This is a genomic window from Marisediminicola sp. LYQ134 (genome assembly GCF_046599635.1).
Taxonomy (GTDB): Bacteria; Actinomycetota; Actinomycetes; order Actinomycetales; family Microbacteriaceae; genus Marisediminicola.
This window is the reverse complement of the sequence record NZ_JBKIWP010000001.1, coordinates 590,826-613,970: the sequence shown is the minus strand read 5'-3', so window position 1 is coordinate 613,970 and position 23,145 is coordinate 590,826. Positions and strand designations below refer to the sequence as shown.

At 68.7% G+C, this 23,145-nt stretch carries 22 protein-coding genes; 6 read left to right on the top strand and 16 right to left on the bottom strand.

Going from position 1 to position 23,145, the window contains the following annotated elements; all coding sequences use genetic code 11:
- Positions 1-15 precede the first annotated feature (15 nt).
- From ACLHIH_RS02940 to hrcA, 4 genes are all read right to left on the bottom strand, one after another.
- Positions 16-372 (bottom strand): histidine triad nucleotide-binding protein, encoded by a 357-nt coding sequence (locus tag ACLHIH_RS02940; protein ID WP_411315215.1) that lies wholly within the window; start codon positions 370-372, stop codon positions 16-18.
- Between the two features lie 100 nt (positions 373-472).
- Positions 473-1,201 carry a 16S rRNA (uracil(1498)-N(3))-methyltransferase gene (locus tag ACLHIH_RS02935; protein WP_411315214.1) on the bottom strand — a complete coding sequence of 243 codons (729 nt, stop codon included), beginning with the start codon at positions 1,199-1,201 and terminating at the stop codon, positions 473-475.
- A gap of 410 nt (positions 1,202-1,611) precedes the next feature.
- A complete protein-coding gene (gene dnaJ / locus ACLHIH_RS02930; RefSeq protein WP_411315213.1) occupies positions 1,612-2,721 on the bottom strand; it encodes a molecular chaperone DnaJ in 1,110 nt (369 codons plus the stop codon).
- Between the two features lie 70 nt (positions 2,722-2,791).
- On the bottom strand, positions 2,792-3,829 hold the full coding sequence (hrcA, locus tag ACLHIH_RS02925) for a heat-inducible transcriptional repressor HrcA (protein WP_411315212.1): 1,038 nt from the start codon (positions 3,827-3,829) through the stop codon (positions 2,792-2,794).
- 201 nt (positions 3,830-4,030) lie between these two features.
- Here hrcA and ACLHIH_RS02920 point away from each other — a divergent pair, with 201 nt between their 5' ends.
- Both ACLHIH_RS02920 and ACLHIH_RS02915 read left to right on the top strand, forming a co-directional pair.
- Positions 4,031-4,390 carry a DUF4870 domain-containing protein gene (locus ACLHIH_RS02920; protein WP_411315211.1) on the top strand — a complete coding sequence of 120 codons (360 nt, stop codon included), beginning with the start codon at positions 4,031-4,033 and terminating at the stop codon, positions 4,388-4,390.
- A 36-nt stretch (positions 4,391-4,426) separates the two neighbouring features.
- Positions 4,427-4,804 (top strand): DUF4870 domain-containing protein, encoded by a 378-nt coding sequence (locus tag ACLHIH_RS02915; RefSeq protein WP_411315210.1) that lies wholly within the window; start codon positions 4,427-4,429, stop codon positions 4,802-4,804.
- A 70-nt stretch (positions 4,805-4,874) separates the two neighbouring features.
- On the opposite strand, the gene hemW is transcribed toward ACLHIH_RS02915, so the two are convergent.
- From hemW to ACLHIH_RS02895, 4 genes are all read right to left on the bottom strand, one after another.
- Positions 4,875-6,101 (bottom strand): radical SAM family heme chaperone HemW, encoded by a 1,227-nt coding sequence (hemW, locus tag ACLHIH_RS02910; protein WP_411315209.1) that lies wholly within the window; start codon positions 6,099-6,101, stop codon positions 4,875-4,877.
- 5 nt (positions 6,102-6,106) lie between these two features.
- On the bottom strand, positions 6,107-6,772 hold the full coding sequence (locus tag ACLHIH_RS02905) for a DUF1990 family protein (RefSeq protein WP_411315208.1): 666 nt from the start codon (positions 6,770-6,772) through the stop codon (positions 6,107-6,109).
- A gap of 3 nt (positions 6,773-6,775) precedes the next feature.
- A complete protein-coding gene (gene lepA, locus ACLHIH_RS02900; RefSeq protein WP_411315207.1) occupies positions 6,776-8,623 on the bottom strand; it encodes a translation elongation factor 4 in 1,848 nt (615 codons plus the stop codon).
- Positions 8,624-8,716: 93 nt separating this feature from the next.
- Positions 8,717-9,916, bottom strand: coding sequence for a pyridoxal phosphate-dependent aminotransferase (locus ACLHIH_RS02895; protein ID WP_411315206.1), 1,200 nt, complete (start codon positions 9,914-9,916; stop codon positions 8,717-8,719).
- A 47-nt stretch (positions 9,917-9,963) separates the two neighbouring features.
- Between ACLHIH_RS02895 and ACLHIH_RS02890 the strand changes: the two genes are divergently transcribed.
- Both ACLHIH_RS02890 and rpsT read left to right on the top strand, forming a co-directional pair.
- Complete coding sequence (locus ACLHIH_RS02890) at positions 9,964-10,683, top strand: alpha/beta fold hydrolase (RefSeq protein WP_411315205.1); 720 nt, start codon at positions 9,964-9,966, stop codon at positions 10,681-10,683.
- Positions 10,684-10,880: 197 nt separating this feature from the next.
- Positions 10,881-11,147, top strand: a complete 267-nt coding sequence (rpsT, locus tag ACLHIH_RS02885; protein WP_411315204.1) for a 30S ribosomal protein S20 — start codon at positions 10,881-10,883, stop codon at positions 11,145-11,147.
- 94 nt (positions 11,148-11,241) lie between these two features.
- Here rpsT and holA read toward each other — a convergent pair whose 3' ends face one another.
- The 4 genes from holA to leuS all read right to left on the bottom strand — a co-directional run bounded on the left by holA (position 11,242) and on the right by leuS (position 18,038).
- The gene (gene holA, locus ACLHIH_RS02880; protein ID WP_411315203.1) at positions 11,242-12,273 is read right to left on the bottom strand and encodes a DNA polymerase III subunit delta; all 1,032 of its coding nucleotides are present in this window, start codon (positions 12,271-12,273) and stop codon (positions 11,242-11,244) included.
- A gap of 81 nt (positions 12,274-12,354) precedes the next feature.
- Positions 12,355-14,700 carry a ComEC/Rec2 family competence protein gene (locus ACLHIH_RS02875; protein ID WP_411315202.1) on the bottom strand — a complete coding sequence of 782 codons (2,346 nt, stop codon included), beginning with the start codon at positions 14,698-14,700 and terminating at the stop codon, positions 12,355-12,357.
- Positions 14,697-15,365: a ComEA family DNA-binding protein gene (locus ACLHIH_RS02870; protein ID WP_411315201.1), complete on the bottom strand. Its 669-nt coding sequence runs from the start codon at positions 15,363-15,365 to the stop codon at positions 14,697-14,699. Before ACLHIH_RS02870 ends, ACLHIH_RS02875 begins: the two co-directional genes overlap by 4 nt.
- A 108-nt stretch (positions 15,366-15,473) precedes the next feature.
- Positions 15,474-18,038, bottom strand: a complete 2,565-nt coding sequence (gene leuS / locus ACLHIH_RS02865; protein ID WP_411315200.1) for a leucine--tRNA ligase — start codon at positions 18,036-18,038, stop codon at positions 15,474-15,476.
- 110 nt (positions 18,039-18,148) lie between these two features.
- Here leuS and ACLHIH_RS02860 point away from each other — a divergent pair, with 110 nt between their 5' ends.
- A complete protein-coding gene (locus tag ACLHIH_RS02860; RefSeq protein WP_411315199.1) occupies positions 18,149-18,991 on the top strand; it encodes an aminotransferase class IV in 843 nt (280 codons plus the stop codon).
- Positions 18,988-19,647, top strand: coding sequence for a DedA family protein (locus tag ACLHIH_RS02855; protein WP_411315198.1), 660 nt, complete (start codon positions 18,988-18,990; stop codon positions 19,645-19,647). Before ACLHIH_RS02860 ends, ACLHIH_RS02855 begins: the two co-directional genes overlap by 4 nt.
- Before the next feature lie 34 nt (positions 19,648-19,681).
- Here ACLHIH_RS02855 and ACLHIH_RS02850 read toward each other — a convergent pair whose 3' ends face one another.
- From ACLHIH_RS02850 to ACLHIH_RS02835, 4 genes are read right to left on the bottom strand one after another with little or no spacing between them, the layout of a single operon-like run.
- The gene (locus ACLHIH_RS02850; protein ID WP_411315197.1) at positions 19,682-20,626 is read right to left on the bottom strand and encodes a glycine betaine ABC transporter substrate-binding protein; all 945 of its coding nucleotides are present in this window, start codon (positions 20,624-20,626) and stop codon (positions 19,682-19,684) included.
- Complete coding sequence (locus ACLHIH_RS02845) at positions 20,627-21,394, bottom strand: ABC transporter permease (RefSeq protein ID WP_411315196.1); 768 nt, start codon at positions 21,392-21,394, stop codon at positions 20,627-20,629.
- An 8-nt stretch (positions 21,395-21,402) separates the two neighbouring features.
- Positions 21,403-22,152: an ABC transporter permease gene (locus tag ACLHIH_RS02840; protein ID WP_411315195.1), complete on the bottom strand. Its 750-nt coding sequence runs from the start codon at positions 22,150-22,152 to the stop codon at positions 21,403-21,405.
- Positions 22,149-23,033 carry an ABC transporter ATP-binding protein gene (locus tag ACLHIH_RS02835; RefSeq protein ID WP_411316296.1) on the bottom strand — a complete coding sequence of 295 codons (885 nt, stop codon included), beginning with the start codon at positions 23,031-23,033 and terminating at the stop codon, positions 22,149-22,151. Before ACLHIH_RS02835 ends, ACLHIH_RS02840 begins: the two co-directional genes overlap by 4 nt.
- Positions 23,034-23,145: the final 112 nt, after the last annotated feature.

Here is a 23,145-nt window from a genome sequence, read left to right as displayed (position 1 = left end):
CGGTCCGGAGACTGCTCACTGCGTGCCAAGGGTGCCTTCCTCGAGAGCCCCGCTGAGAACGTGGGCGTGAACATGGAACACGGTCTGCCCGCTGGCCGGACCGGTGTTGAAGACGAGACGGAACTGGCCGTCGGAGAGATCCTCGGCGATCGAGCGAGCAACGTCGACCATGTGGGCGAGAAGCTCGGGGTCACCCGCGGCGAGCCCGACGACATCGGTGAACGCCTCGGTCTTCGGGGTGACCACGACGTGGACGGGCGCTTGCGGTGCGATGTCGTGGAACGCGATGACGCGATCGTCTTCGTAGACGATGTCTGCGGGGATCTCGCGCGCCACGATGCGGCTGAAGATCGACGGCGACTCGGGAGGCATGGTCACAGCTTAAACGCTGCCGCCGACGACGAAACCGCTGTTCTCCAGCGGCGCAACGTGTGCGGAGCGGGGCGGCACGAGGTAGCGCGGGCGGAACCGCTCACCACCGACCGAGGGCGACACACAACACCGCGATCGCCGCGGGCCCCGCGGTGCTCGTGCGCAAGACGGTGTCGCCGAGCCGCACCACCTCAGCACCCGCCGCAACGAGGGAGTCGAGTTCACCCTGCGCCACACCACCCTCGGGGCCGACCACGACGACGACGTCTCGGCCGTCCGACTCGATGGCGCTCAGCGGGGTCGACGCCGTCGGGTCGAGAACGAGAAGGCGTGCGGAGTCGGCGAGCCGAGCGAGCTGCTTCGTCGACACGACGGGCGAGACCTCGGGCAACCACGGCCGGACAGACTGCTTCGTCGCCTCGCGCACGATCGCGGTCCAGCGGTCGTGACCCTTGCGGACCTTGGCGCCCTCCCACTTGACGATCGACCGCTGAGCCGCCCACGGAACCACACCGTCGACACCGAGCTCTGTCGCCGCCTGCACGGCGGCCTCGTCACGGTCGCCCTTCGCGAGGGCCTGGGCGAGCCACAGTGCGGGGCTCGCCGCGGGGTGTTCGACGACCGTCACGACCTCGACCACGAGCTGGGTGTGTTCGGCGACGGCCACGAGCCCCGTCACGACGAGCCCCGAGCCGTTTCCGACGACGAGCGACTCCCCCACCGACACGCGACTCACCGTCACCGCGTGACGCGCTTCGGGGCCGTCGATCGTGACGCGATCGCCCGTTCGGGCCTCGACGAGATCGTCGCTCAAGTAGAAGTGCGCCATCCGACCAGCTTCGCAGATCGCGGCGCGTGCGCCCGTCGCCCGTCGCCCCCATCGCCCCCATCCCCACCCTCTCCGTCGGAAATTCAGGAGGTGGGTGCCCGCCCGCACGCCACGTCGCCCACACCGCGCGTCAGTCACGAGCGCCGCGCGGGCATCTCCTGAATTTGCGACGGATCGTGCGCAATACCGACGGATCGTGCGCGTGGCATCCGTAGTCGAGTGCAGGCGACGAGGCGCTCTCTCGACACCCCGTGATGGAAATTCAGGAGACCGCTGTCAAGCCCAGCACCGTGACGCCGCGGTGGCGAGCGGAACACCGGCCACGGGCGGCCGTCTCCTGAATTTGCGACGAGAACGGGCGGAGGCGGATGACGGGAGCGGAGCCCGCCCGAGGGCGGGCTCCGCGTGCGTCAGATGTTGAGGAAGCGGTCGCGGAGCTTCTCGAAGAGGCCCTGCTGGAACTGCGACAGGCTCGGAGCATGCGCCTTGCGCGCCTTCGCGAGCTGTTTGACGAGGTCCTGCTCCTTGTGACTGAGCTTCGTGGGGGTCATGACCTGCACGCCGATCTTCAGATCGCCCCGGCCGCCGCCGCGCAAGCGCGTGATGCCGCGATCCTTGACCGTGATGACCTCGGCGCTCTGCGTGCCGGGCTTGATGTCGACGGTCACGTCGCCGTCGAGAGTCTTCAGCGTCGTCGTCGTTCCGAGGATCGCGTCGGTCATCTGCACCTCGAGGGTCGCGAGGAGGTCGTCACCGTTGCGGCTGTAGATGTCGTGGTGCCGAACCTTGATCTCGAGGTAGAGGTCGCCGTTGGGGCCGCCGGCGGGCCCGACCTCACCCTGGGAGGGCATCTGCAGGCGGAGTCCGGTGTCGACACCGGCCGGGATGTCGACGGGGATGCTGCGACGCGCGCGCACGCGCCCCTGGCCCGAGCAGGTCGGGCACGGGTTGGGGATGACGGTGCCGTATCCGCGGCAGGTGCCGCACGGGCTCGAGGTCATGACGTTGCCGAGCAGGCTGCGCACGGCGCGCTGGATCTGGCCGGTCCCGCGGCAGATGTCGCACGTCTGGGGCTGGGTGCCGGGGGCGCAACACGTGCCGTTGCACGTCTCGCAGAGCACGGCCGTGTCGACCTCGAGGTCGCGCTGAGTTCCGAAGACGATCTCTTCGAGGTCCACCTCGACGCGGATGAGTGCGTCCTGACCCCGCTCGCTCCTGCTGCGCGGCCCCGAACGGCCCCCACCGGCACCTCCGCCACCGAAGAAGGTCTCGAAGATGTCGCCGAATCCGCCGAAGTTCTGCCCGCCGAAGCCGGCCTGCGGGCCGAGGTCGTACTGCTGGCGCTGCTGCGGGTCGGAGAGCACGTCGTAGGCGTGGGTCACCGACTTGAACTTCTCGGATGCGTCGGCGCCGGGGTTCACGTCGGGGTGCAGTTCGCGCGCGAGCCTGCGATACGCCTTCTTGATCTCCTCGGGGGTCGCCTCGCGAGAGACTCCGAGCGTTTCGTAATGGTCAGCCACGTGGTTTCCTTCTGATTGCTATCGATCGCGTCGCACTCGTCGCACCCCACCGCACGGCGGTGGACGACGGTCAGCGCGCGTCAGGGTGGTCGTCGCCGAGCAAGCGCGACAGGTATCGGGCGACCGCGCGGATCGCGGCCATGTTGTTGGAGTAGTCCATGCGGGTGGGGCCGAGCACGCCGAGCCTCGCGAGGTCGGTTCCCGTCCCGGCGTAGCCGCTCGTGAGCACCGAGGTCTCACCGAGGCCGAAGGAGGCGTTCTCGCGACCGATGCTGATCGAGAAGCCGTTCTCGTCGGGGGCCATCTCGCCGAAGAGGCGCAGGAGCGTCACTTGCTCCTCGATGGCTTCGAGCACGGGGTAGATGCTCCCGGAGAAGTCCTCTTCGGTGCGGGCGAGGTTCGCGGCGCCCGCCATGAGCAGTCGCTCGTGCCGGTTGGCCGCGACCTGCTCGATGAGGGTCGCCGTCACCCGCCCGACGACGCCCGCGCGCTCGGGAGCGAACTGGTCGTCGAACGCTTCGAGGCGCACGGCCGCTTCGGCGAGGCCGAGCCCGCCGAGGCTCGAGTTGAGCTTGGCTCGGAGCTCGCCGAGGAACGCCTCGTCGACCCCCTCGGCGACGTCGACGACGCGTTGCTCAACGCGACCGGAGTCGGTGATGAGCACCGTCATGACGCGAGTCGAGCTCAGCGGAACGAGTTCGAGGTGACGAACTCGCGAGGTGCCGAGCGTCGGGTACTGCACGAGCGCGACCTGGTTGGTGAGTTGCGAGAGCAGGCGCACGGTTCGCGCGAGAGTCTCGTCGAGGTCTGCCGATTGCCCGAGGAATGTCTCGATGGCTTGGCGCTGAGCGGCGGTGAGCGGGCGCAGGTCGGCGAGCTGGTCGACGAAGACGCGGTAGCCCTTGTCGGTCGGGATGCGTCCCGACGACGTGTGGGGCGCGGTGATGAGCTCTTCCTCCTCGAGGAGGGCCATGTCGTTGCGGATGGTCGCGGCCGACACCCCGAAGGCGTGGCGCTCGACGATGGACCGGGAGCCGACGGGCTCGCGCGACTCGACGTAGTCCTGCACGATGACCCGGAGAACTTCGAGGCTGCGGTCGGACGCCATGTGCTCTCCCCTTCTCCCGACTGGCACTCACTGCAAAGGACTGCCAATTGTATCGCGACCTGCCGGGCGGGAGCGTTGCACGCAGGCTTTCCGCAGCACTACCGTATGACGTAGTCCATGGCGGGACCCGCCTGTTGGCGCGGCACCGCATGACCGCACGCCCATCGGGGCGAGCGGTCCCTCCGCCTCGAAAGGCCCACCGTGTCGAATCCCTCACCGCAGCCGCAGCCTTCGGCTCCGCTGAGCGCCGCCGACGACAGGCAGTGGGGGTCTCTCGCGCACATCCTCGGCATTCTCGGCATCGTGCCAGCCCTCGTCATCTGGCTCATCTTCAAGGATCGCGGTTCCTTCACCGACACCGAGGGCAAAGAGGCTCTGAACTTCCAGATCACACTCCTCGCCGCCGATCTGCTGGGCTACATCCTGGTCGTCGTCGGCATCGGGTTTCTCATCCTGCCGGTCGTCTTCGTGGTCCGCATCGTGTTCTCGATCATCGCCTTCCTCAAGGCCAAAGACGGACACAACTACCGCTATCCGTTCGCCGTCCGTCTCATCAAATAACAGCTTCTCACCACACCAACCGCACTCGGAGGAACCATGAGCGACAACTATCCGCCCAACGCCAACCCCTACTCGTCGGCTCCGCAGCCGATGAGCCCGGCAGACGAGAAGCTCTGGGCCACGCTCACGCACGTCGGAGGGATCTTCTTCAGCTTCCTCCCCGCGCTCATCGTCTACCTCGTGCTCAAGGACCGCGGCCCGTTCGTGCGCCAGCACAGCGCCACGGCGCTCAACTTCCAGCTCACGATGCTCATCGCGTCGTTCATCGGTGGCATCCTGACCGTCATCGTCGTCGGGCTCTTCGTGCTCCTCGCCGTGGCCGTCGTCGTCATCGTCTTCAGCATCATCGCGGCGATCGCGGCGAACAAGGGTGAGGCATACGCCTACCCGCTGACGATCCCGTTCCTCAAGTAGCCCGCAAGCTGCACCCGAACGAAGGCCCCGCCGCGAGGTGGGGCCTTCGTGCTGTCGTCGGGAGGCGCGCTCAGTCGTCGAGCAGGGCGCGCACGACGGCGTCGGCGAGCAGACGGCCACGCAGCGTCAAGACGACGGTGCCGCGCAGGGCGGCCGCCGGGTCGACGAGGCCGTCGGCGATGAGGGAGGCGACGGATGTGCGCCCCCGCGGCTCGAGCGACGAGATGGGCGTGCCGTCCCGCAAGCGCGAGGTCAGCAGAACCCGCTCGACGAATCGCGTGCGATCGTCGAGGGTCTCCCGTCCGGCCGCGGGTGATTCGCCGCGGCCGATCCGCTCGGCGTAGGCGGCCGGGTGTTTGACGTTCCACCAGCGCACGCCGCCGACGTGACTGTGCGCTCCGGGGCCGACGCCCCACCAGTCCTCGCCGGTCCAGTAGGCGAGATTGTGATGCGACCGCTGAGCGGGAGTCATCGCCCAGTTGCTCACCTCGTACCACTGATATCCCGCGTCGGCGAGCATCCGGTCGGCGAGCTCGTAGAAGTCGGCCTGCAGGTCGTCGTCGGGGGCCTCGACTTCGCCGCGGCGGATCCGACGCGCGAGGGCCGTGCCGTCTTCGATGATGAGGGCGTATGCCGAGATGTGGTCGGGCTTCTGGGCGATCGCGTGCTCGAGTGAGCGCCGCCAGTCGTCGAGGGTCTCCCCCGGTGTGCCGTAGATGAGGTCGAGACTCACGTCGAGCCCAGCCCGCCTCGCCGCGTCGACGACGAGCGGAACCCGGTCGGGATCGTGGGTGCGATCCAGGGTCGCGAGCACATGTGGCACGGCGGACTGCATGCCGAACGACACGCGCGTGAAGCCGGCCCGGGCGAGGGCTTCGAGGTAGTCGGCGTCGACCGAGTCGGGGTTCGCTTCGGTCGTCACCTCGGCGTCGGGCGCCAGACCCCACGTGTCGCGCACGGCGTCGAGCATCGCCACGAGGTCGCTCGCGGGCAGCATCGTCGGGGTCCCGCCGCCGAAGAAGACCGTCGACGCGCGACGCTCGGCCGCTCCGGACTGGTTAAGCAGGCGACCGGCGGCCTCGACCTCGGCGATCGCCTGGCCCGCGAAGTCGACGCGCTTCGCCCCGCGGAGTTCGTCGGAGGTGTAGGTGTTGAAGTCGCAGTAGCCACACCTCACGCGACAGAAGGGCACGTGGAGGTAGACGCCGAACGCTCGATCGGCCGAGCCCTCGGCGACGGAGCGCGGGAGAGCGCCGTCGAGCGGGGCAGGGTCGGCGAGAGGGAGGGCGCTCGGCATCCGCGTCAGTCGGTCGGCCCGGCGAGCACCCGCAGGTAGCGACGGGTGTAGAGGGCTTGCGCGATGCGGAGCGGAATGAAGAGGGCGCGCCAGTACCACGTGCTCGGCCGTGAGAACGCGGAGATCGCGAGCCAGACCGACCCGTCGTCGCCGCGTTCGACGATGAACGCCTCTTCGCCGCTCTCGGGGTGGCCCGCGAGCGTGCCATAGGCGAAGCCGACACGGTCGGGCTCGTTGACGACGTAGACGACCCTCACGTTCGCGGTCACGGGGATCAGGAGGAAGCGGATGGTGAGCGTCGCCGTGTCACCGGGGACGAGATACGAGGCGCCGTCGGCGTTGAACGTGTCTTCGTCCGCCTCGGCGACGGTCGCCGACACCGTGGGGATGCCCGCCGTGTCGAACCCCACGGGACTGTATGTCGCATCCGTGACGGCAGCGGGAGCGTCGGAGACTTCGACCCGGAACCCGGAGAGCCGCTGGATGCCCCACGTCATCGTCTGAGCGGATGCCCACGCGAACCTGTTGTCGCCGTGGCCGATGCGCTGGCGCTTCACGATCGATCGGAAGCCCGCGGGTGGGAACACCGCGAGATCGGGCGCCTTGGTGCCGCCGATCGCGCCGTAGGTCACCGGTCGACGCCAGAGCGGAACCGCTTCGGACTCGGTCACGCGCTACTTCGCCTTTTTCTCGACGTCGCCCGAGAGCGCGGCGATGAAGGCCTCCTGCGGAACCTCGACGCGGCCGACCATCTTCATGCGCTTCTTGCCCTCCTTCTGCTTCTCGAGCAGTTTGCGCTTGCGGGTGATGTCGCCGCCGTAGCACTTGGCGAGCACGTCTTTCCGCATCGCGCGGATGCTCTCGCGCGCGATGATGCGCGCACCGATCGCCGCCTGGATCGGAACCTCGAACTGCTGACGCGGGATGAGCTCGCGGAGCCGACCGGTCATCAGCACGCCGTACGCGTAGGCCTTGTCGCGATGCACGATCGCGCTGAAGGCGTCGACCTGCTCACCCTGGAGGAGGATGTCGACCTTGACGAGGTCGGACTCCTGGTCGCCGATGGGCTCGTAGTCGAGCGAGGCGTAGCCCGCCGTCTTGGATTTCAGGTTGTCGAAGAAGTCGAAGACGATCTCGGCGAGCGGCATCGTGTAGCGGATCTCGACGCGGTCCTCACCGAGGTACTCCATGCCGAGGAGGTTGCCTCGCCTGCTCTGGCACAGCTCCATGATGACGCCGACGTAGTCCTTGGGGGCGAGGATCGCCGCCTTGACCATGGGCTCGCTCACCGACGCGATCTTGCCGCCGGGGAACTCGCTCGGGTTCGTGACCGTCACCGTCTTCTTGTCGTCGGTCGTGACCTCGTAGATCACCGACGGCGCCGTCGCGATGAGGTCGAGACCGAATTCGCGCTCGAGACGCTCGGTGACGATCTCGAGGTGCAGGAGACCGAGGAATCCGCAACGGAAGCCGAACCCGAGAGCCACGGAGGTCTCCGGCTCGTAGACGAGCGCGGCGTCGGAGAGCTTGAGCTTGTCGAGTGCTTCACGCAGCACCGGGTAGTCGGAGCCGTCGATCGGGTAGAGCCCCGAGAAGACCATCGGGAGAGGCTCGGTGTAGCCGGGGAGCGCCTCGGTCGCGGGCTTCTGCGCCGTCGTCACCGTGTCGCCGACCTTCGACTGGCGCACGTCTTTCACACCCGTGATGAGGTAGCCGACCTCGCCGACCCCCAGACCCTGGCTCGGCGTCGGCTCAGGCGAGCTGACGCCGATCTCGAGGATCTCGTGAGTCGCGCGCGTCGACATCATCTGGATCTTCTCGCGCGGCGACAGGTGGCCGTCGATCATCCGGACGTAGGTGACGACGCCGCGGTAGGAGTCGTAGACGGAGTCGAAGATCATCGCGCGGGCCGCGGCATCCGGGTCACCGACCGGTGCCGGGATCAACGCCGTCACGCGATCGAGGAGGGCCTCGACCCCCATTCCGGTCTTGCCACTCACGCGCAAGACGTCGTCGGGCGAGCCGCCGATGAGGCTTGCGAGCTCGGCGGCGTACTTCTCGGGCTCAGCCGCGGGGAGGTCGATCTTGTTGAGCACGGGGATGATCGTGAGGTCGTTCTCGAGCGCGAGGTAGAGGTTCGCGAGAGTCTGCGCCTCGATGCCCTGAGCCGCGTCGACGAGCAGGATGGCTCCCTCGCACGCGGCGAGGCTCCGAGAGACCTCGTAGGTGAAGTCGACGTGACCGGGGGTGTCGATCATGTTGAGCGCGTAGGTCTGATCGCCGAGCTGCCACGGCATCCGCACTGCCTGGCTCTTGATCGTGATGCCGCGCTCGCGCTCGATGTCCATGCGGTCGAGGTATTGCGCGCGCATGTTGCGATCGCTCACGACCCCGGTCATCGACAGCATCCGGTCGGCGAGCGTCGACTTGCCGTGGTCGATGTGCGCGATGATGCAGAAGTTGCGGATGAAAGCGGGGTCGGTCGCCGCAGGCTGCAGGGCCTTCTTCGCTATGGGAGACACACGTTCCTCTGGTGGTGCGGGCAAACTGGACATTCGATTGTCCCATCATCCCCGCGCGCACCCGACCAGGGGCGGATGTCTGCGGTCAGCGGGTCAGACCGCTCCCCCGATGTCGCCGCGTGGCGGTGTCCGGTCGGTCGCGATCGAGCGTGCTCCCGGAGCCGGAAGCCGCCCGAGCGCTTCGACGACATCGGCGGGGTCGGCCGCGAGGCACACGCGGATCCAGCCCTCCCCCGATCGGCCGAACGCGCTCCCGGGGGCGACGGCCACACGGTCGCGCAGCAGAAACCTCTCGGCCCACCCCGCGACGTCACCGTCGGTCGCGTGCTGCATGTCGATCCAGAGGTAGAAGGCGCCGGTCGGCCGCAAGTAGGCGAAGCCGCGCTCGTCGAGAAGAGCGCACGCCGCCTCGAGGTTCGCCCGGTAGTGCTCTTTCGAGTCGGCGACGTGCTGGTGGTCGCCGAGAAGTGCCGCGATGGCCGCGAGTTGCGCCGGCGCCGTGACGCACGACACCGTGGCCTCCTGCACCGTGCGCATCGTCGACGCGAGCCCGGGAGGGGTCACGAGGTAGCCCACCCTGAGTCCCGTCATGGCGTAGGTCTTCGAGAGCGAGAACACCGAGAAGACGCGGTCGTCGGTGTCGAGACTCGCGATGCTCGTGTGCTCGGCGCCGTAGGTGAAGTACTCGTAGACCTCGTCGCTCAAGACCCACAGGTCGTGCGCGCGAGCGAACTGGAGCAGAGCGGTCAGTTGCGCGGCGTCGAGCACCGACCCGAGTGGGTTGCTCGGGCTGTTGACGACGATCGCTCTCGTGCGCGGCGACACGAGCCGCTCGAGCTCGTCGACGTCGGGAGCGAAATCGTTGGCGGCGAGGAGCGAGTACGGCACGGGGACCGCCTCGAGCATGCGCGCGCTCATGGTGAACGTCGTGTAGCCGGGGTCGGGCACGAGGATCTCGTCTCCCGCATCGAGCATGAGGCCCATCGCCTGGTGCAGGGCCTGGGTCGCACCGACGGTGACCCAGACCTGCTCGAGGTCGACCTCGATGCCGTTCTCCCGAGCGAGCTTCTCGACGATCGCCGCGCGCAGCGGGAGCATCCCGCCGTTGGGGGTGTAGTTCGTCACGTCGTCGACGAACGCGGCGGCACCCGCCGCGAGGATGTGCGGGGCCACGGCTCGATCGGGTTCGCCGACCCCGAGCGAGATGACGTCGTCGAGTTCGACGGCGAGCTCGTAGATGCGGCGGATGCCCGAGGGGGGCACCGAGGAGATGTGGGATGCGAGCGACGGCATGCTGTCACGCTAGCGCTCCCCCCAGGCGAGCCGAATACGATCGCCGGATGCGAGCCACCGTGATCTTCGTGCACGGCTTGCGCACGTCGGCCACGATGTGGCGGCACCAGCTCGCCGAACTCGAGGCCGCGGGCATCCCCGCTGTCGCCCTCGACCTCCCCGGGCACGGGTCGCGCCGCGGCGAGAGGTTCACGATGCGCGGTGCGCTCGACGCGATCGGCGAGGCCGTCGACGCCGCTCCGGGCCCCCCGCCCTACCTCGTCGGGTTCTCGCTCGGTGGCTACCTCGCGATCGAGTACCTCGCTCGAGACGCGCGACCGCAGCGCGTGAGCGGCCTGCTCGCCGCGAGTTGCGGAACCACGCCGACGCCTCTCGTCATCGGCGCGTGGCGGGTGCTCGCGAAGATGATCCGTCGGCTGCCCGATCAGGGTCTCGCTCTCAACAACCTCATGGTCCGCCGTTTCGTGCCGGAACCGGGGGCGACCGACGTCATCGCGGGAGGCGTCGCCCTCGATGTCATGGACGACGTGCTGCGCGATCTCGTGCACCTCGACCCGGTCGCCGCGCTGCCGGGGATCGCCGCGCCGATCCTCTTCGTGAACGGCAGGCTCGACCACGTGCGATGGCACGCCGCGCGCTACCTCCGCGCCGCCCGCGCCGCGCGGCTCGTGACGGTGCCGAAGGCGACGCACATGGTGTCGGTCACGCACCCGGACCGGTTCACGCGAGAACTGCTCGACGAATACCGCCGGGTCGCCGCTCCGTAGCGGCGATCGCAGGTGCGACTCGCCCCGCGTCGATTGCCGGATGTCTTCACCAACTGGTAATGTCACTGGTTGGCTTGCGCGCACCATTCGACTCGGGTGACACCCGGACCGGTGGAAGTGCGAAATGCAGCCGGACCCCGGTGTTCCAGGCCGTTCCGGGTGCCTGACAACTATTCGATACAACAGAAGGTAATCACGTGGCAAACATCAAGTCGCAGATCAAGCGCATCGGTACCAACAAGAAGTCGCAGGAGCGCAACAAGGCGGTGAAGAGCGAGGTCAAGACGGCCGTTCGTCTGACCCGCGAGGCGATCGCCACCGGTGACGCCGCCAAGGCCACCGCCGCTCTCGTCGTCGCCTCGAAGAAGCTCGACAAGGCTGCGAGCAAGGGTGTTCTGCACAAGAACCAGGCCGCGAACCGCAAGTCGGCCATCGCCAAGAAGGTCGCGTCGCTCTCCGCGTAACCCCTCAGGCCTCCGGGCCGCAGAGAGAAGGCCCCGTCATCGACGGGGCCTTCTCTCGTTGCCTCGGCCTCCGGGCGGCTCGGGAACGAAACCGTCAGTGCCGCGGGTCGACACCGCGCGAACTCATGAGCGCGACCATGACCTCGAGGGCGAAGACGGGGTCCCGCCCACCACCCTTGACGGCGGCATCCGTTTCGGCGAGGGCCGTGATGCAGCGGCCGAGACCGGTGTCGTCCCAGCCCTGGAGGTCGCGCCTCGCGCGATCCACTTGCCACGGCGCCATGCCGAACTGCGAGGCGATCTGGCCCGACCCCCCGCGTCTGCCCGAGACCTTGGCCATCGCGCGCAGCTTCATCGCGAACGCCGCGACGATCGGAACGGGGTCGGCCCCCGACGCGATCGCGTGCCGCAGCAACACGAGGGCCTCGCCGTGGCGACCGGCGATCGCCGCGTCGGCCACGGCGAAGGCCGATGTCTCCTGGTGCCCCGAGTAGTAGGTGCTCACGGTCTGTTCCGTGATCTCGTCGCTCGCGTCGGCGAGGAGCTGACGGCACGCGGAGGCGAGCTCGGCGAGGTCGCCTGAGAACGCCGACACGAGAGCGCGCACCGCACCCGTCGTGATGCGCCTGCCCGCCGCCGCGAACTCACCCGCCACGAACTGGGCCTTCTCCTGGTCGCCCTTGAGTTCGGTGCACACGATCTCGACGCCACCTCCGAGCCCTCCGCGGATGGCGTCGAGGAGCTTCTTGCCCCGCACCCCGCCCGCGTGCCTCAACACGAGGTAGGTGTCGGGCGCCGGGTCGGCGAGGTACGAGAGGGCGTCGACGATGAACGCGTCGGAACACTTCTCGACCCCCGTGACGCGGATGAATCGGGGCTCGCCGAAGAGCGACGGACTCGCGAGGGTGATGAGCTCGCCCGAGCCGTAGCCGTCGGCCTCGATGTCGTGGAGTTCGATCGTGGGGTCTTCGCTGCGCAACAGGTCGCGCAGACTGCGGATGGCACTGTCGGCGAGGTACCCCTCGGTGCCCGAGACGAGCACGACGGGCGCGGGACGGATGCGTGTCCAGTCGAGCTGCGGGATCGCGGCGGCACTCTTGGCTGTCTTCGCGGTCTTCGCGGCCACGCGTCTCCTCGGGTGTCGTCGGGTGTCGTCGGGTGTCGTCGGGTGTCGTCGGGTGGGTTCAGGTCAGCGACGCCCCCAACCCTAATCCGCATCGCCGACATCGTCCGAGCCGCTCGCGCGCTCGCTCCACACCGTGAGACGCCCGTCGCGCTGCTTGGTCACGAGCACGAGTCCGTGCCGATCCGTGCGCGCGACCGTGCCGCCGGTGCTCTCGACGATGTCGAGGGAACGCCTGCTGGGATGCCCGTAGTCGTTCTCGCCGACCCCGATGAGTGCGAGGGCGGCGGCGAGAGTGTCGTAGAGCTCGGCGCTCTGGTCGCTCGAGCCGTGGTGCGCCACCTTGACGACGTCGACGGGCGTGATCGCGTTGGCGCCCAGGAGCCTCCGCTGCGACTCTTCGCCGAGATCGCCGAGGAAGAGAGCGCTCGCACACGTAGCACAATCGCCGTTCCAGTGGATCACGAGACTCGCGTCGTTGCCCGCGGGTGTCTGCGCTCGCGAGGGGGGCCACAGCACACCCCAGGTCTGCTCCCCCAGAGTGCCCGTCTGCCCCGCACGGACCTCGTCGACGTCGGCTCCACCTCTCCGGAGGTCGAGGAGAAGCGCTTCGGCGTCGTCGTCGGGAGGACCCGTGAGCACGCGGGCTGCACGGCCGATGACCGCGGGCACCCCGCCCACGTGGTCGAGGTCGAAGTGCGTCAGCACGAGGAGGTCGATCGTATCGATCCCGAGATCCCCGAGGCACGCGTCGAGGAGGAGCGGGTCGGCACCGGTGTCGATGAGGGCGACCTCGCCCCCGTTGCGCACGACCATGGCGTCGCCCTGACCGACGTCGCACGCCGCGATCGTCCAGTCGTGAGGGCGATCGACGTGCTCGAGCACGCGCGAGGTCACGCCCGATGTCGAACCGACGACGACGCACACCGAGAGAACCGCCACGCCGGCGAAGCGGATCCGACGACGCTCCGACCGCAGCGCGAGAACGCCGAGGAGCCCGACGAGCGTGACGCCCGCGAGGGCGAGTGCGCCCGTGGGTCCCGGCGTCCACTCGACGGTCGCGAACGGTGACGCGGCGACCGCCGTCGCGACCGCCGCGATCCACGCCGCGGGCACCCAGGCGATCCACGCGAGTCCCGTCGCGACCGCGGGGATGACGGGCTCGAGAAGACACGCCGCGAGCCCGACGATGGTCGCGACGGGTGCCGCGGGAGCGGCGAGCACGTTGGCGAGGACGCCGAGCACGGGAATGGACGGTTCGAGGAGGATGAGCACGGGCTGACACGCGAGTTGAGCCGCGATGGGCACGGCGAGCACGACGGCGAGCGCGCGCGGCATGACGGTCGAGAGCACGTCGCTCACGGGCGCCGCGACGACGAGAAGACCGGCCGTGGCGAGCACCGACAGCACGAACCCGAAGTCGCGGGCGAGCCACGGATCGAGGGTGAGCAGCACGATCACCGCGAGCGCGAGCACCGGCAGGCCCCGCGAGGCCCGACCGGAGGTGATGCCGAGGAGCACGGTCACGGCCATGACCGACGCGCGGAGCACGCTGGGTTCCGGCGTGACGAGAATGACGAAACCTCCGAGCGCCACGACCGCGAGCGCGATCCGCGCGAGCATCGGAGCGCGCGCGGCCCCGGCGATCGCCATGACGAGCCCGACGACGATCGCGCAGTTCGCCCCGGAGACCGCCGTGAGGTGGCTCAGCGAGCTGGATTTCATCGCGCCGTCGAGGGTGTCGTCGACGGCCGAGGTGTCGCCGATCGAGAGGCCGGGGAGCAGCGCTCCCCCGTCTCCCGGGAGAGCGATCGCGAGATCGTGGAAACCCGCCCGCAGTGCGCTCGTCGCCGCGAGCATCCCCTCCGGTCGCGTGAGCACCCGGGACTCCCCCGGCGCGAACACGACGAACGGCGTCGCGTCGGCGGGGTCGGTCGACATGAGCGTGCCCTGGACCTCGAGGGTCGAGCCGAGCGCGACGCGGTCGCCCCCGTCGGTGCTCGGCGCGACCACGCCCCCGACGATCCGCACGGGCACCCGCACGATCGTCGACTCCGCTCCGATGTCTGCTCGCGTGGCCGTGGCGAGCCACGAGGTGCTCGCGCCGACGAGCTCTTCTTCCGAGGTCACGACGAGCGACACGAAGCGGCCCTCTCGAGCGGCGGCCTCGAGCGGTTCGGGCGACCGGTGCGGGGCGGTCGCGACAGCGCTCGTGACGATGAGGCCCGTGGCGGCCGCAGCGAGGGTGACGACAGCCAGGACTCCGCGCCGTCGGCCCGAGCGGAGTATCAGGACGGTCGCGGCACCGGCACCGGCGGCCCCGAACGCGACGACCGCCACGACCGCGAGGGCAGACGGGGCGCCGATGCTCACGGCCGTCGTGACCCACGCGACCGCCGCGGGCACCGCGAGTCGGGCATCCCCTCTCATATCGTCACGAGTGGCTCGAGGTCGGCGAAGGTCTTCTCGCCGATTCCGCTCACACTCAGGAGATCTTCGACCGACTCGAACCTGCCGTTGGTCTCCCGCCACTCGAGGATGCTCGCCGCCGTCGCCGGTCCGACACCCGGGAGAGTGTCGAGGGCCGCGGCGTCCGCCGTGTTCAGATTGACGAGAGCGTCGCCCCCGCCCGAACCGATGCCCGCGGGAGGAGAGCCTCCCGGGCCGGCGACGGGCGGGGCGTCGCCCACCGCGGGAATGACGATCTGTTCGCCGTCGGACACGAGTCGCGCGAGGTTGACACCCGCCCGGTCGGCATCGTCGGTGAACCCTCCGGCAGCGGCGACGACATCGACGGCACGAGCCCCGGACGGGAGCTCGTAGAGGCCGGGGTCGCTCACGGCCCCGAGGATGTGCACGAAGAGCGCACTCGGGGTGCCGTCGGAGCCCGTGGTGTCTCCCGACGGCGACCCGTCGGCATCCACTGCGTCCGATGGAGCCTGACCCGGCTCGATGACCGTCGTGCTGCCTCGGTGGCCGAGGGAGAACACGATGACCGCTGTCACCGCCGCGACGAGCACGAGCACGAGCACGGCACCGACGGTCGTGCGCACGCGCGACCGGGGCGCCGCGACGAGTCGGGCGGCCGAGGACATGTCGGAACGCTAGACCGGCGTGTGCCCCGGCACGCCCGCGAGTGCGACGCGGTGACTCACGCGGGCAGGATGTCGCTGGGGAGGGGCGGCTCGAGGCCGCCCCCCGGGTCAGCGGGTAACGATGTTGACGAGGCGCGGGGCGCGCACGACGACCGTGACGATCTCCCGCTCCCCTACCGCTCGCGTCACCCCGGCTGACGCGCGAGCGAGCTCCTCGAGCTCGTCCTTGCCGATCTTGGGGGTCACCTCGACGCGGTCGCGCACCTTGCCGTCGACCTGGAAGACGGCCGTCACGGCCTCCTCCACGAGCAGCACGGGGTTGGCCTTGCGCCAGCCGTAGTGCGAGACCGATGCGGGGTAGCCGAGCTTCTCCCACATCTCCTCCGCCGTGTACGGCGCGAAGAGGCTGAGTGCGAGAGCGACCGTCTCCGTCGCTTCCCGAACGGCGGGGTCGCCCGCGCCGGCCCCGGAGTCCACGACCTTGCGCGTGACGTTCACGAGCTCCATGAGGCGAGCGACGACGACGTTGAACTTGAACGACTCGACGAGCCCCGGCGCGTCGGCGAGGAACCGGTGGGTCGCACGACGCAACGCGACGTCGCCCTTCTTCCAGTCGACGTCGGGCGCGCTCGTCACATCATCGGCGAGACGCCAGGCCCGGGCGAGGAACTTCGCGGCCCCGGCGGGAGAGACGCTCTCCCAGTCGATATCGTCTTCGGGAGGGCCCGCGAAGACCATCGTGAGCCGGATGGCGTCGACGCCGTACTTCTCGATCTCGCCGCCGAGGCTCACCCCGCCCTTGCTCTTCGACATCTTCGAGCCGCCCGAGAGCACCATGCCCTGGTTGAGCAGCGAGCTGAAGGGTTCGGTGAAGCTCACGTATCCGAGGTCGAAGAGCACCTTGGTGATGAAGCGCGCGTAGAGCAAGTGCAGGATCGCGTGTTCCACTCCCCCGACGTACTGGTCGACGGGAGCCCACTTGTCGGCCTCCCTGGGGTCGAACGCCATGGAGCCGTCCTTCGGGTTCAAGAACCTCAGGAAATACCACGAACTGTCGACGAAGGTGTCCATGGTGTCGGGGTCGCGGAGGGCCTTCTCCCCCGTGACCGGATGCTCGACCTCGACCCACCCTGTGGCCGCTCCGAGGGGCGACGATCCCTTCGGCTTGAGGTCGAGACCCTCCGTCGGCGGAAGCACGACGGGCAACTGGTCTTCGGGAACGGGAACCAGCTCGCCGTCGGCACCGTGGATGATCGGGATGGGGGTGCCCCAGTAGCGCTGGCGCGAGATGAGCCAGTCGCGCAAGCGGTAGTTCTTCGCGGCGCGCCCCGTTCCGGCGGCGGTGAGCTGCTCGGTGACCCGGCGGATCGCGTTCGACTTGCTGAGCCCGTCGAGGGGCCCGGAGTTGATCATCCGTCCCTCGCCGACGAGCGCGACTCCCGTGCTCGCGGGGTCGAGTGCCGGCTGGTCGTCCGGCCAGACCGGCACACCCTCGTCGTCGAGCGGGATGACGGGGATGGCACCCGTGACGGGCGCGTTCGTGTCGAGCACGACGCGCACCGGGAGCCCGAACTTACGGGCGAAGTCGAGGTCGCGCTGATCGTGCGCGGGCACGGCCATGATGGCGCCGTGGCCGTAGTCACTCAGCACGTAGTCGGCGGCCCAGATGGGGATGCGCTCGCCGTTGAGGGGGTTGATCGCGAACCGACCGAGCGACACACCGGTCTTCTCGCGCGTGGCGTCTTGACGATCGATCTCGCTCGTCTTCTGCACCGCGGTGAGGTACTCGGCGAAAGCGTGTCTGATCTCCGGTGTCGCGTCGCGCACGAGTTCGGCGGCGAGGTCGGAGTCCGGAGCGACGACCATGAAGGTCACCCCGTGGAGGGTGTCGGGCCTCGTCGTGAAGACCGTGAGCTTCTCCTCCCGGTTCTCGATCACGAAGTCGACGTCGGCTCCCGCCGAACGACCGATCCAGTTGCGCTGCATCGTGATGACTTTCGCGGGCCACGACCCCTCGAGCTGGTTGAGGTCGTCGAGCAGACGGTCGGCGTAGTCGGTGATCTTGAAGTACCACTGCGTGAGCTTCTTCTTCTCGACCACGGCGCCCGAGCGGTCGGAGGTTCCGTCGGCGAGCACCTGCTCGTTCGCGAGCACGGTCTGGTCCACCGGGTCCCAGTTGACCCAGCTCTCCTTGCGGTAGGCGAGGCCCTTCTCGTAGAGCTTGAGGAACAGCCACTGGTTCCACTTGTAGTACTCGGGATCGCTCGTCGCGATCTCCCTGTCCCAGTCGACGGATGTCGCGTAGCGGCGCATCGAGGCCTTCTGCTCGGCGATGTTCGCATACGTCCACTCGCGGGGGTCGACTCCGCGCTTGATGGCGGCGTTCTCGGCGGGCAGTCCGAAGGAGTCCCATCCGACCGGGTGCAGCACGTTGAACCCCTGCTGGCGCCAGTAGCGCGCGACGACATCTGCGAGGGCGTAGGCCTCGCCGTGCCCCATGTGGAGGTCTCCCGAGGGGTAGGAGAACATGTCCATGATGTATTTGCGCGGGCGCTTGTCGTCGGGATCGTCGGTTGCGAACGGGCGGAGCTCTTCCCACCGTGCGAGCCACTTCTCCTGCAGGGCCGCGATGTCGTAGCCGCCCTGCTCGTCGTGCGTCTGGTCGTGTGCCATGAGTGTTTCCTTCGGTGCAAGGGGGTGTGGGCGACGCTGCGCCCGGTCAAGGCTACTAAACGCGCGGCAGCGCGTTTTCTCGTGCCCGCGAGCCGCTCTACCCTATGTTCATGGTCGCCGATCGTGATGTCGCACGCCGAACCTTCTCGTGGTCGTCCGGCGAGCTCGTCGAGCAGGCAGACGACGCCCCCGACACGCCCACCGCCGCGTGGCCCGTGGTGGCCGCGGACTCGTGGCTCGTGTCCGACGGCGCCGTCGCGGCGATAGCCGTGCACCGCGCTCGGTTCGACGCCGCGGTCGCGGCCGCGACAGGGCCCGGCGCCGGCCCTGACCTCGACCTCGACCTCGACGCGTTCTGGGGCGCGGTCATCGACCGTGTGCCCCTCGAGGGCGACTGGTTTCCCCGGGTCGAGCTGCGCGATACGGGAGGCGGCCTGCTCGCACGATTCATTCTGCGACCGGCGCCCGATCGCGCGCTCTCCGTCACGGTCGCGACACATCTCGGGCACGACCCGCGATCGACACCGACGGTCAAGGGCCCCGATCTCGAGGCTCTCGCGGCCGCGCGCGACGCGGGCAGGGCGCGCGGCGCCGAGGAGATCGTGCTGCTCTCTCCCGAGGGCCTCGTCGTCGAGGGCGGGTACTCGTCTCTCCTGTGGTGGCGCGGTGACACCCTGTGCGTCCCTCCCGCCGATCTCGAGCGCATCCCGAGCGTGACCGAGGCGTCGATCCTCGCCCTCGCGGCCGCCCTCGGGGTCGAGGTCATCCACGACCCGGCGACCCCCGCCGATCTCGACGGGCTCGAGATCTGGGCCGTCAACGCGCTGCACGGCATCCGCATCGTCGCGAGCTGGGTCGATGGACCCTCTCCCGCCGAGCTACCCGGGCGACTCGCGCTGTGGCGGGCGAGACTCGGCAGGTTGTCACGTCCGATCGGTACGGTGGCGGCGTGAATGACCTCCTCGGCACGATCCTCGATTTCGTGCAAGACGTCGATCCGGTGCTCCGCACTCTCCTCGCGGGCATCGGCATCATGCTCGAGACATCCGTGCTCATCGGCCTCGTCGTTCCGGGAGATTCGATCGTCATCGTCTCGGCGACGGCCGTCGACGGTGTGCTCGAGTACTTCGCCCTCCTCATCGCCGTCGTCGTCGGGGCCCTGTGCGGTGAGAGCATCGGTTTCGCCCTCGGGAGGTACTTCGGGCCGCGCATCCGCGCGAGCTGGCTGGGGGCTCGCATCGGCGAGAAGAACTGGGTGCGGGCCGAGAACTACCTCGGGCGACGAGGAGGCATCGCTGTCTTCATCTCGCGATTCCTGCCTGTGCTCCACTCGCTCATCCCGCTCACCGTCGGCATGAGCACGATGCGCTATCGCGTCTTCATGGCGTGGACCATCCCCGCGTGCATCCTGTGGTCCGCCGCGTACGTGTCCGTCGGTGCGGCCGCCGGGGGCACGTATCGCGAGCTCGCCGACAGCCTGCACGGGGCGGCCTACATCTTTGTCGGCATCCTCATCGCGTTCACCCTCGTGGTCGTCGTCGTCAAGAAGGTGCTCGAACGCCGCGAGGAGCGACACATGCTCGTCAACGACGAGGGGCCCGGTCGATAGTCGACCGAGCCCCTCGCGTGTTCTCATCCGATCGTCAGATGAGACCCTTCTCGTCGAGCCAGTCCGCCGCCGCGACCGACGGGGATGCCTGCTCGTCACCCTCGACCCGGTCGCGCAGCGCGATGAGGTCGTCGGTGGTGAGCTCGGCGGAGATGCCGTTGAGCACCTCGGCGAGTTCGTCGCTGTAGACGCTCGAGGCGAGGAGCGGAACGACGTTCTGCGCCGCGATGAGGTTCTCGGGGTCGTCGAGCACGACGAGATCCTCGGTGACGATCGCCGGAGACGTCGTGTAGATGTCCGCGACCTGAACCGTGCCGTCGACGAGCGCACGCACGGTGTCGGGTCCGCCGAAGTCCTCGATCGGGAGGAAGGTCACGTCGCCGGAGTCGGTGCCGACGCCGTAGACGTCGCGGAGTCCGGGGATCCCGTAGCCGAGGTCACCGAACTGCGGGTTGGCGCCGAGCGTGAACGGCACGAGCTCCGAGAGGTCGCCGATCGATTCGAGACCGAATTCGTCGGCGGTCTCCGAGGTGACGACGTAGGCGTCTTTGTCTTCGGCTTCGGCCGACTCGAGGATCTGGAGGTCGTCTTCGGCGATCGCGTCGACGAGCGCGGCATCGACGTCTTCGGTCGTGCGCTCCTCGAACTCGGTGTCGTAGTACGCGAGCAGGTTGCCGTTGTACTCCGGGATGAGGTTGATCGACCCGTCCTGGAGGGCGGGGATCGTCTGCTGGCGGGGCCCGATGTTGAACGAGGTCTCGACCTCGTATCCCTCGGCCTCGAGTGCCTGAGCGTAGATCTCACCGAGGATCTCACTCTCGGGGAAGGCGAACGATCCGACGACGATCGTGTCGCCGCTCGCGACATCGTCGGACGGGGCCGTGGGGTCGGCGCTGGAACACCCTGCGAGAGCGACGGTCGCTCCTGCCACGATCGCAACGAGCGCGACTCGGCCCTTCTTGTGTGCTGTGAACATCATTCATTTCCCTTCGTCGGTGGGCGAACCCACCTGCGCGAGCTGTCCGGTTGACTGCTCACGAAGTCTGCGTTTCTCTTCTCGCTTGTTCGGCGTGACACCGCGCGTGGCTGTCGCCCGCTGCAGCGCGGCGAAGACGGCGTCGAGCACGAGGGCGAGCGCGATCACGAGGATCGCACCGCCGAGGATGCGGTCGTAGTCGTTGAGCCCGATGCCGTTGGAGATGATGCGGCCGAGCCCCCCGAGCCCCGCGTAGGAGGCGATCGTCGCGGTCGCGACCACCTGCAACACCGCAGAGCGGATGCCGCCCACGATGAGCGGGAGCGCGAGGGGGATCTCGACCTGCACGAGGATCTGCAGCTCGGTCATCCCGTTGGCTCGGGCGGCGTCGATCGTCTGGCGGTCGACCGCTTCGAGCCCCGAGTACGCCCCGGCGAGCACCGAGGGGATGGCGAGGATGACGAACGCGAGGATCGAGCCGAGGAACGCTCCCACGGTGAACGACAGGAAGCCGCCGAGGAACATCGTCACGACGATGAGGACACCGAGCGCGGGGAGCGCCCGCGCGGCGCCGGTGACCGCGATCACGAACTGCCGCCCGCGACCGGTGTGCCCGATGTAGAAGCCGAGAGGCAGCGCGATGAGCGCGGCGATCGGCACCGAGATCGCGGTGTACGCCAGGTGCTCCAGGATGCGGTCGCCGATGGGGAAGGGGCTCTGCCCGCCCGGCGCCCAGTTCGCCGGGTCGAACAACCACTGCAGGGCGCTCATGATGAGATTCATCGGTCGACACCCCCCGAGTCACGCGCGGACGCCGAACCGGCGGGGGACGAACCGACGGGCGTGGGCGCCCGGGTGTCGGGGGCGACGACCGCGTCACCCGTCGCCGCAGCGATCTCCTTGCGGTTCCACGGGAGCAGCGCGCGCCCGACGAGCACGAGGATCACGTCGAAGACGATCGCGATGAGCGCTGTCATGACGATCCCGACGACGACCTCCTCGATGATGTCTCTCTGCCGACCGTTGAGGAACAGGTATCCGAGGTTGCGCGAACCGATGATGCTCCCCACCGACACGAGGGCGATCGTCGAGACCGAGACGACCCGGATGCCCGCGAGCAGCACGGGTCCGGCGAGGGGCAACTCGACGCGCCAGAATCGTGCCGCGGTGGAGAACCCCATCGCGCTCGCGGCGTCGACGGTCGCGGGGTTGACGGAGGCGAGCGCGTCGGCCGCGGATCGCACCATGACGGCGACGCCGTAGATCGTCAGGGCGACGATGATGTTCGTCTCGTCGAGCACACGGGTTCCGATGATGACCGGGAGGGCCACGAAGAGCGGCAGCGACGGGATCGTGTAGAGCAGGCTTCCGCTCGTGATGACGATCGAGCGCAGTGTCGCGTTGCGGTTCGCAAGCCATCCGAGGGGAATCGCGAGCACGAAGCTCAGCACGATCGGGATGACCGCGAGTCGGATGTGCGTCAGCGTCACCTCGAGGATCAGGTCGATGTTCGACAGCGCCCAGTTCACGACGCGTCCGCACCCTGCGCATTCGCACCCGGCGCCGTTCGGCCGGCCTTCGCCTCGGGGTTCGGCGCGAGGATACCCGCCGGTCTGCCGTCGCGATCCACGACGAGGGTGGTGCCGTTGTCTCCCACACGCTCCTGCAGGTGGAGCTCGCGCTTGCCCTTGTCCGCCCCGATGAAGCTCGCGACGAAATCGTCTGCGGGGTTCGCGAGGATCTCGCCGGGCGAGCCCGCTTGCGCGATGACCCCGCCCTTCTTGAGGATGACGACCTGGTCGGCGAGCGTGAATGCCTCGTCGATGTCGTGTGTCACGAAGACGACCGTCTTGCCGAGTTCGCGCTGCAGCCTGTTGAGCTCGACCTGCAGGTCGGCACGCACGATCGGGTCGACCGCGCCGAAGGGCTCGTCCATGAGCAGGATGTTCGGGTCGCTCGCAAGCGCCCGCGCGACACCCACGCGCTGTTGCTGACCGCCGGAGAGCTGCCGCGGATACTTCGTCGCGAGCGAGCGGTCGAGGCCGACCTTGTCGAGCAGGTCGAGCGCTTCGGCTCGCGCCCGGGCTTTCGGAACGCCGTTGAGCACGGGGACCGTCGCGACGTTGTCGACGACCCGGCGGTGAGGCAGGAGCCCCGCGGCCTGGAGGACATACCCGATGCTGCGTCGCAATCCGACCTTGGGCGTCTGGGAGATGTCCACGCCGTCGATGAGGATCTGCCCCGACGTCGGTTCGATCATCCGGTTGATCATGCGGAGGATCGTCGTCTTGCCGCAGCCGGACGATCCCACGAAGACCGTGGCCTTGTGCGACGGGATCACGAGGGAGAAGTCATCTACCGCGACCGTTCCGTCAGCGAACTGCTTTGTCACCGAGCGGAACTCGATCATAGGTGGGCTCATTCCTCGTGGGTTGTCACGAATCGACACGTGCCGGAGGAACAACATAACCACTTCGAGCGAGAGACCGGCAAACGACGCGAGCCTCTCGCAGCGATCTGTG

Bases quoted from the DNA above. Each gene is read 5' to 3' on its own strand.
- ACLHIH_RS02940 (WP_411315215.1), bottom strand. From the start codon at position 372: ATGCCTCCCGAGTCGCCGTCGATCTTCAGCCGCATCGTGGCGCGCGAG.
- ACLHIH_RS02935 (WP_411315214.1), bottom strand. From the start codon at position 1,201: ATGGCGCACTTCTACTTGAGCGACGATCTCGTCGAGGCCCGAACGGGC.
- hrcA (WP_411315212.1), bottom strand. From the start codon at position 3,829: ATGGCGTCCGACCGCAGCCTCGAAGTTCTCCGGGTCATCGTGCAGGAC.
- ACLHIH_RS02915 (WP_411315210.1), top strand. From the start codon at position 4,427: ATGAGCGACAACTATCCGCCCAACGCCAACCCCTACTCGTCGGCTCCG.
- hemW (WP_411315209.1), bottom strand. From the start codon at position 6,101: ATGCCGAGCGCCCTCCCTCTCGCCGACCCTGCCCCGCTCGACGGCGCT.
- ACLHIH_RS02895 (WP_411315206.1), bottom strand. From the start codon at position 9,916: ATGCCGTCGCTCGCATCCCACATCTCCTCGGTGCCCCCCTCGGGCATC.
- ACLHIH_RS02890 (WP_411315205.1), top strand. From the start codon at position 9,964: ATGCGAGCCACCGTGATCTTCGTGCACGGCTTGCGCACGTCGGCCACG.
- ACLHIH_RS02875 (WP_411315202.1), bottom strand. From the start codon at position 14,700: ATGAGAGGGGATGCCCGACTCGCGGTGCCCGCGGCGGTCGCGTGGGTC.
- ACLHIH_RS02870 (WP_411315201.1), bottom strand. From the start codon at position 15,365: ATGTCCTCGGCCGCCCGACTCGTCGCGGCGCCCCGGTCGCGCGTGCGC.
- leuS (WP_411315200.1), bottom strand. From the start codon at position 18,038: ATGGCACACGACCAGACGCACGACGAGCAGGGCGGCTACGACATCGCG.
- ACLHIH_RS02860 (WP_411315199.1), top strand. From the start codon at position 18,149: ATGGTCGCCGATCGTGATGTCGCACGCCGAACCTTCTCGTGGTCGTCC.
- ACLHIH_RS02850 (WP_411315197.1), bottom strand. From the start codon at position 20,626: ATGATGTTCACAGCACACAAGAAGGGCCGAGTCGCGCTCGTTGCGATC.
- ACLHIH_RS02845 (WP_411315196.1), bottom strand. From the start codon at position 21,394: ATGAGCGCCCTGCAGTGGTTGTTCGACCCGGCGAACTGGGCGCCGGGC.
- ACLHIH_RS02835 (WP_411316296.1), bottom strand. From the start codon at position 23,033: ATGATCGAGTTCCGCTCGGTGACAAAGCAGTTCGCTGACGGAACGGTC.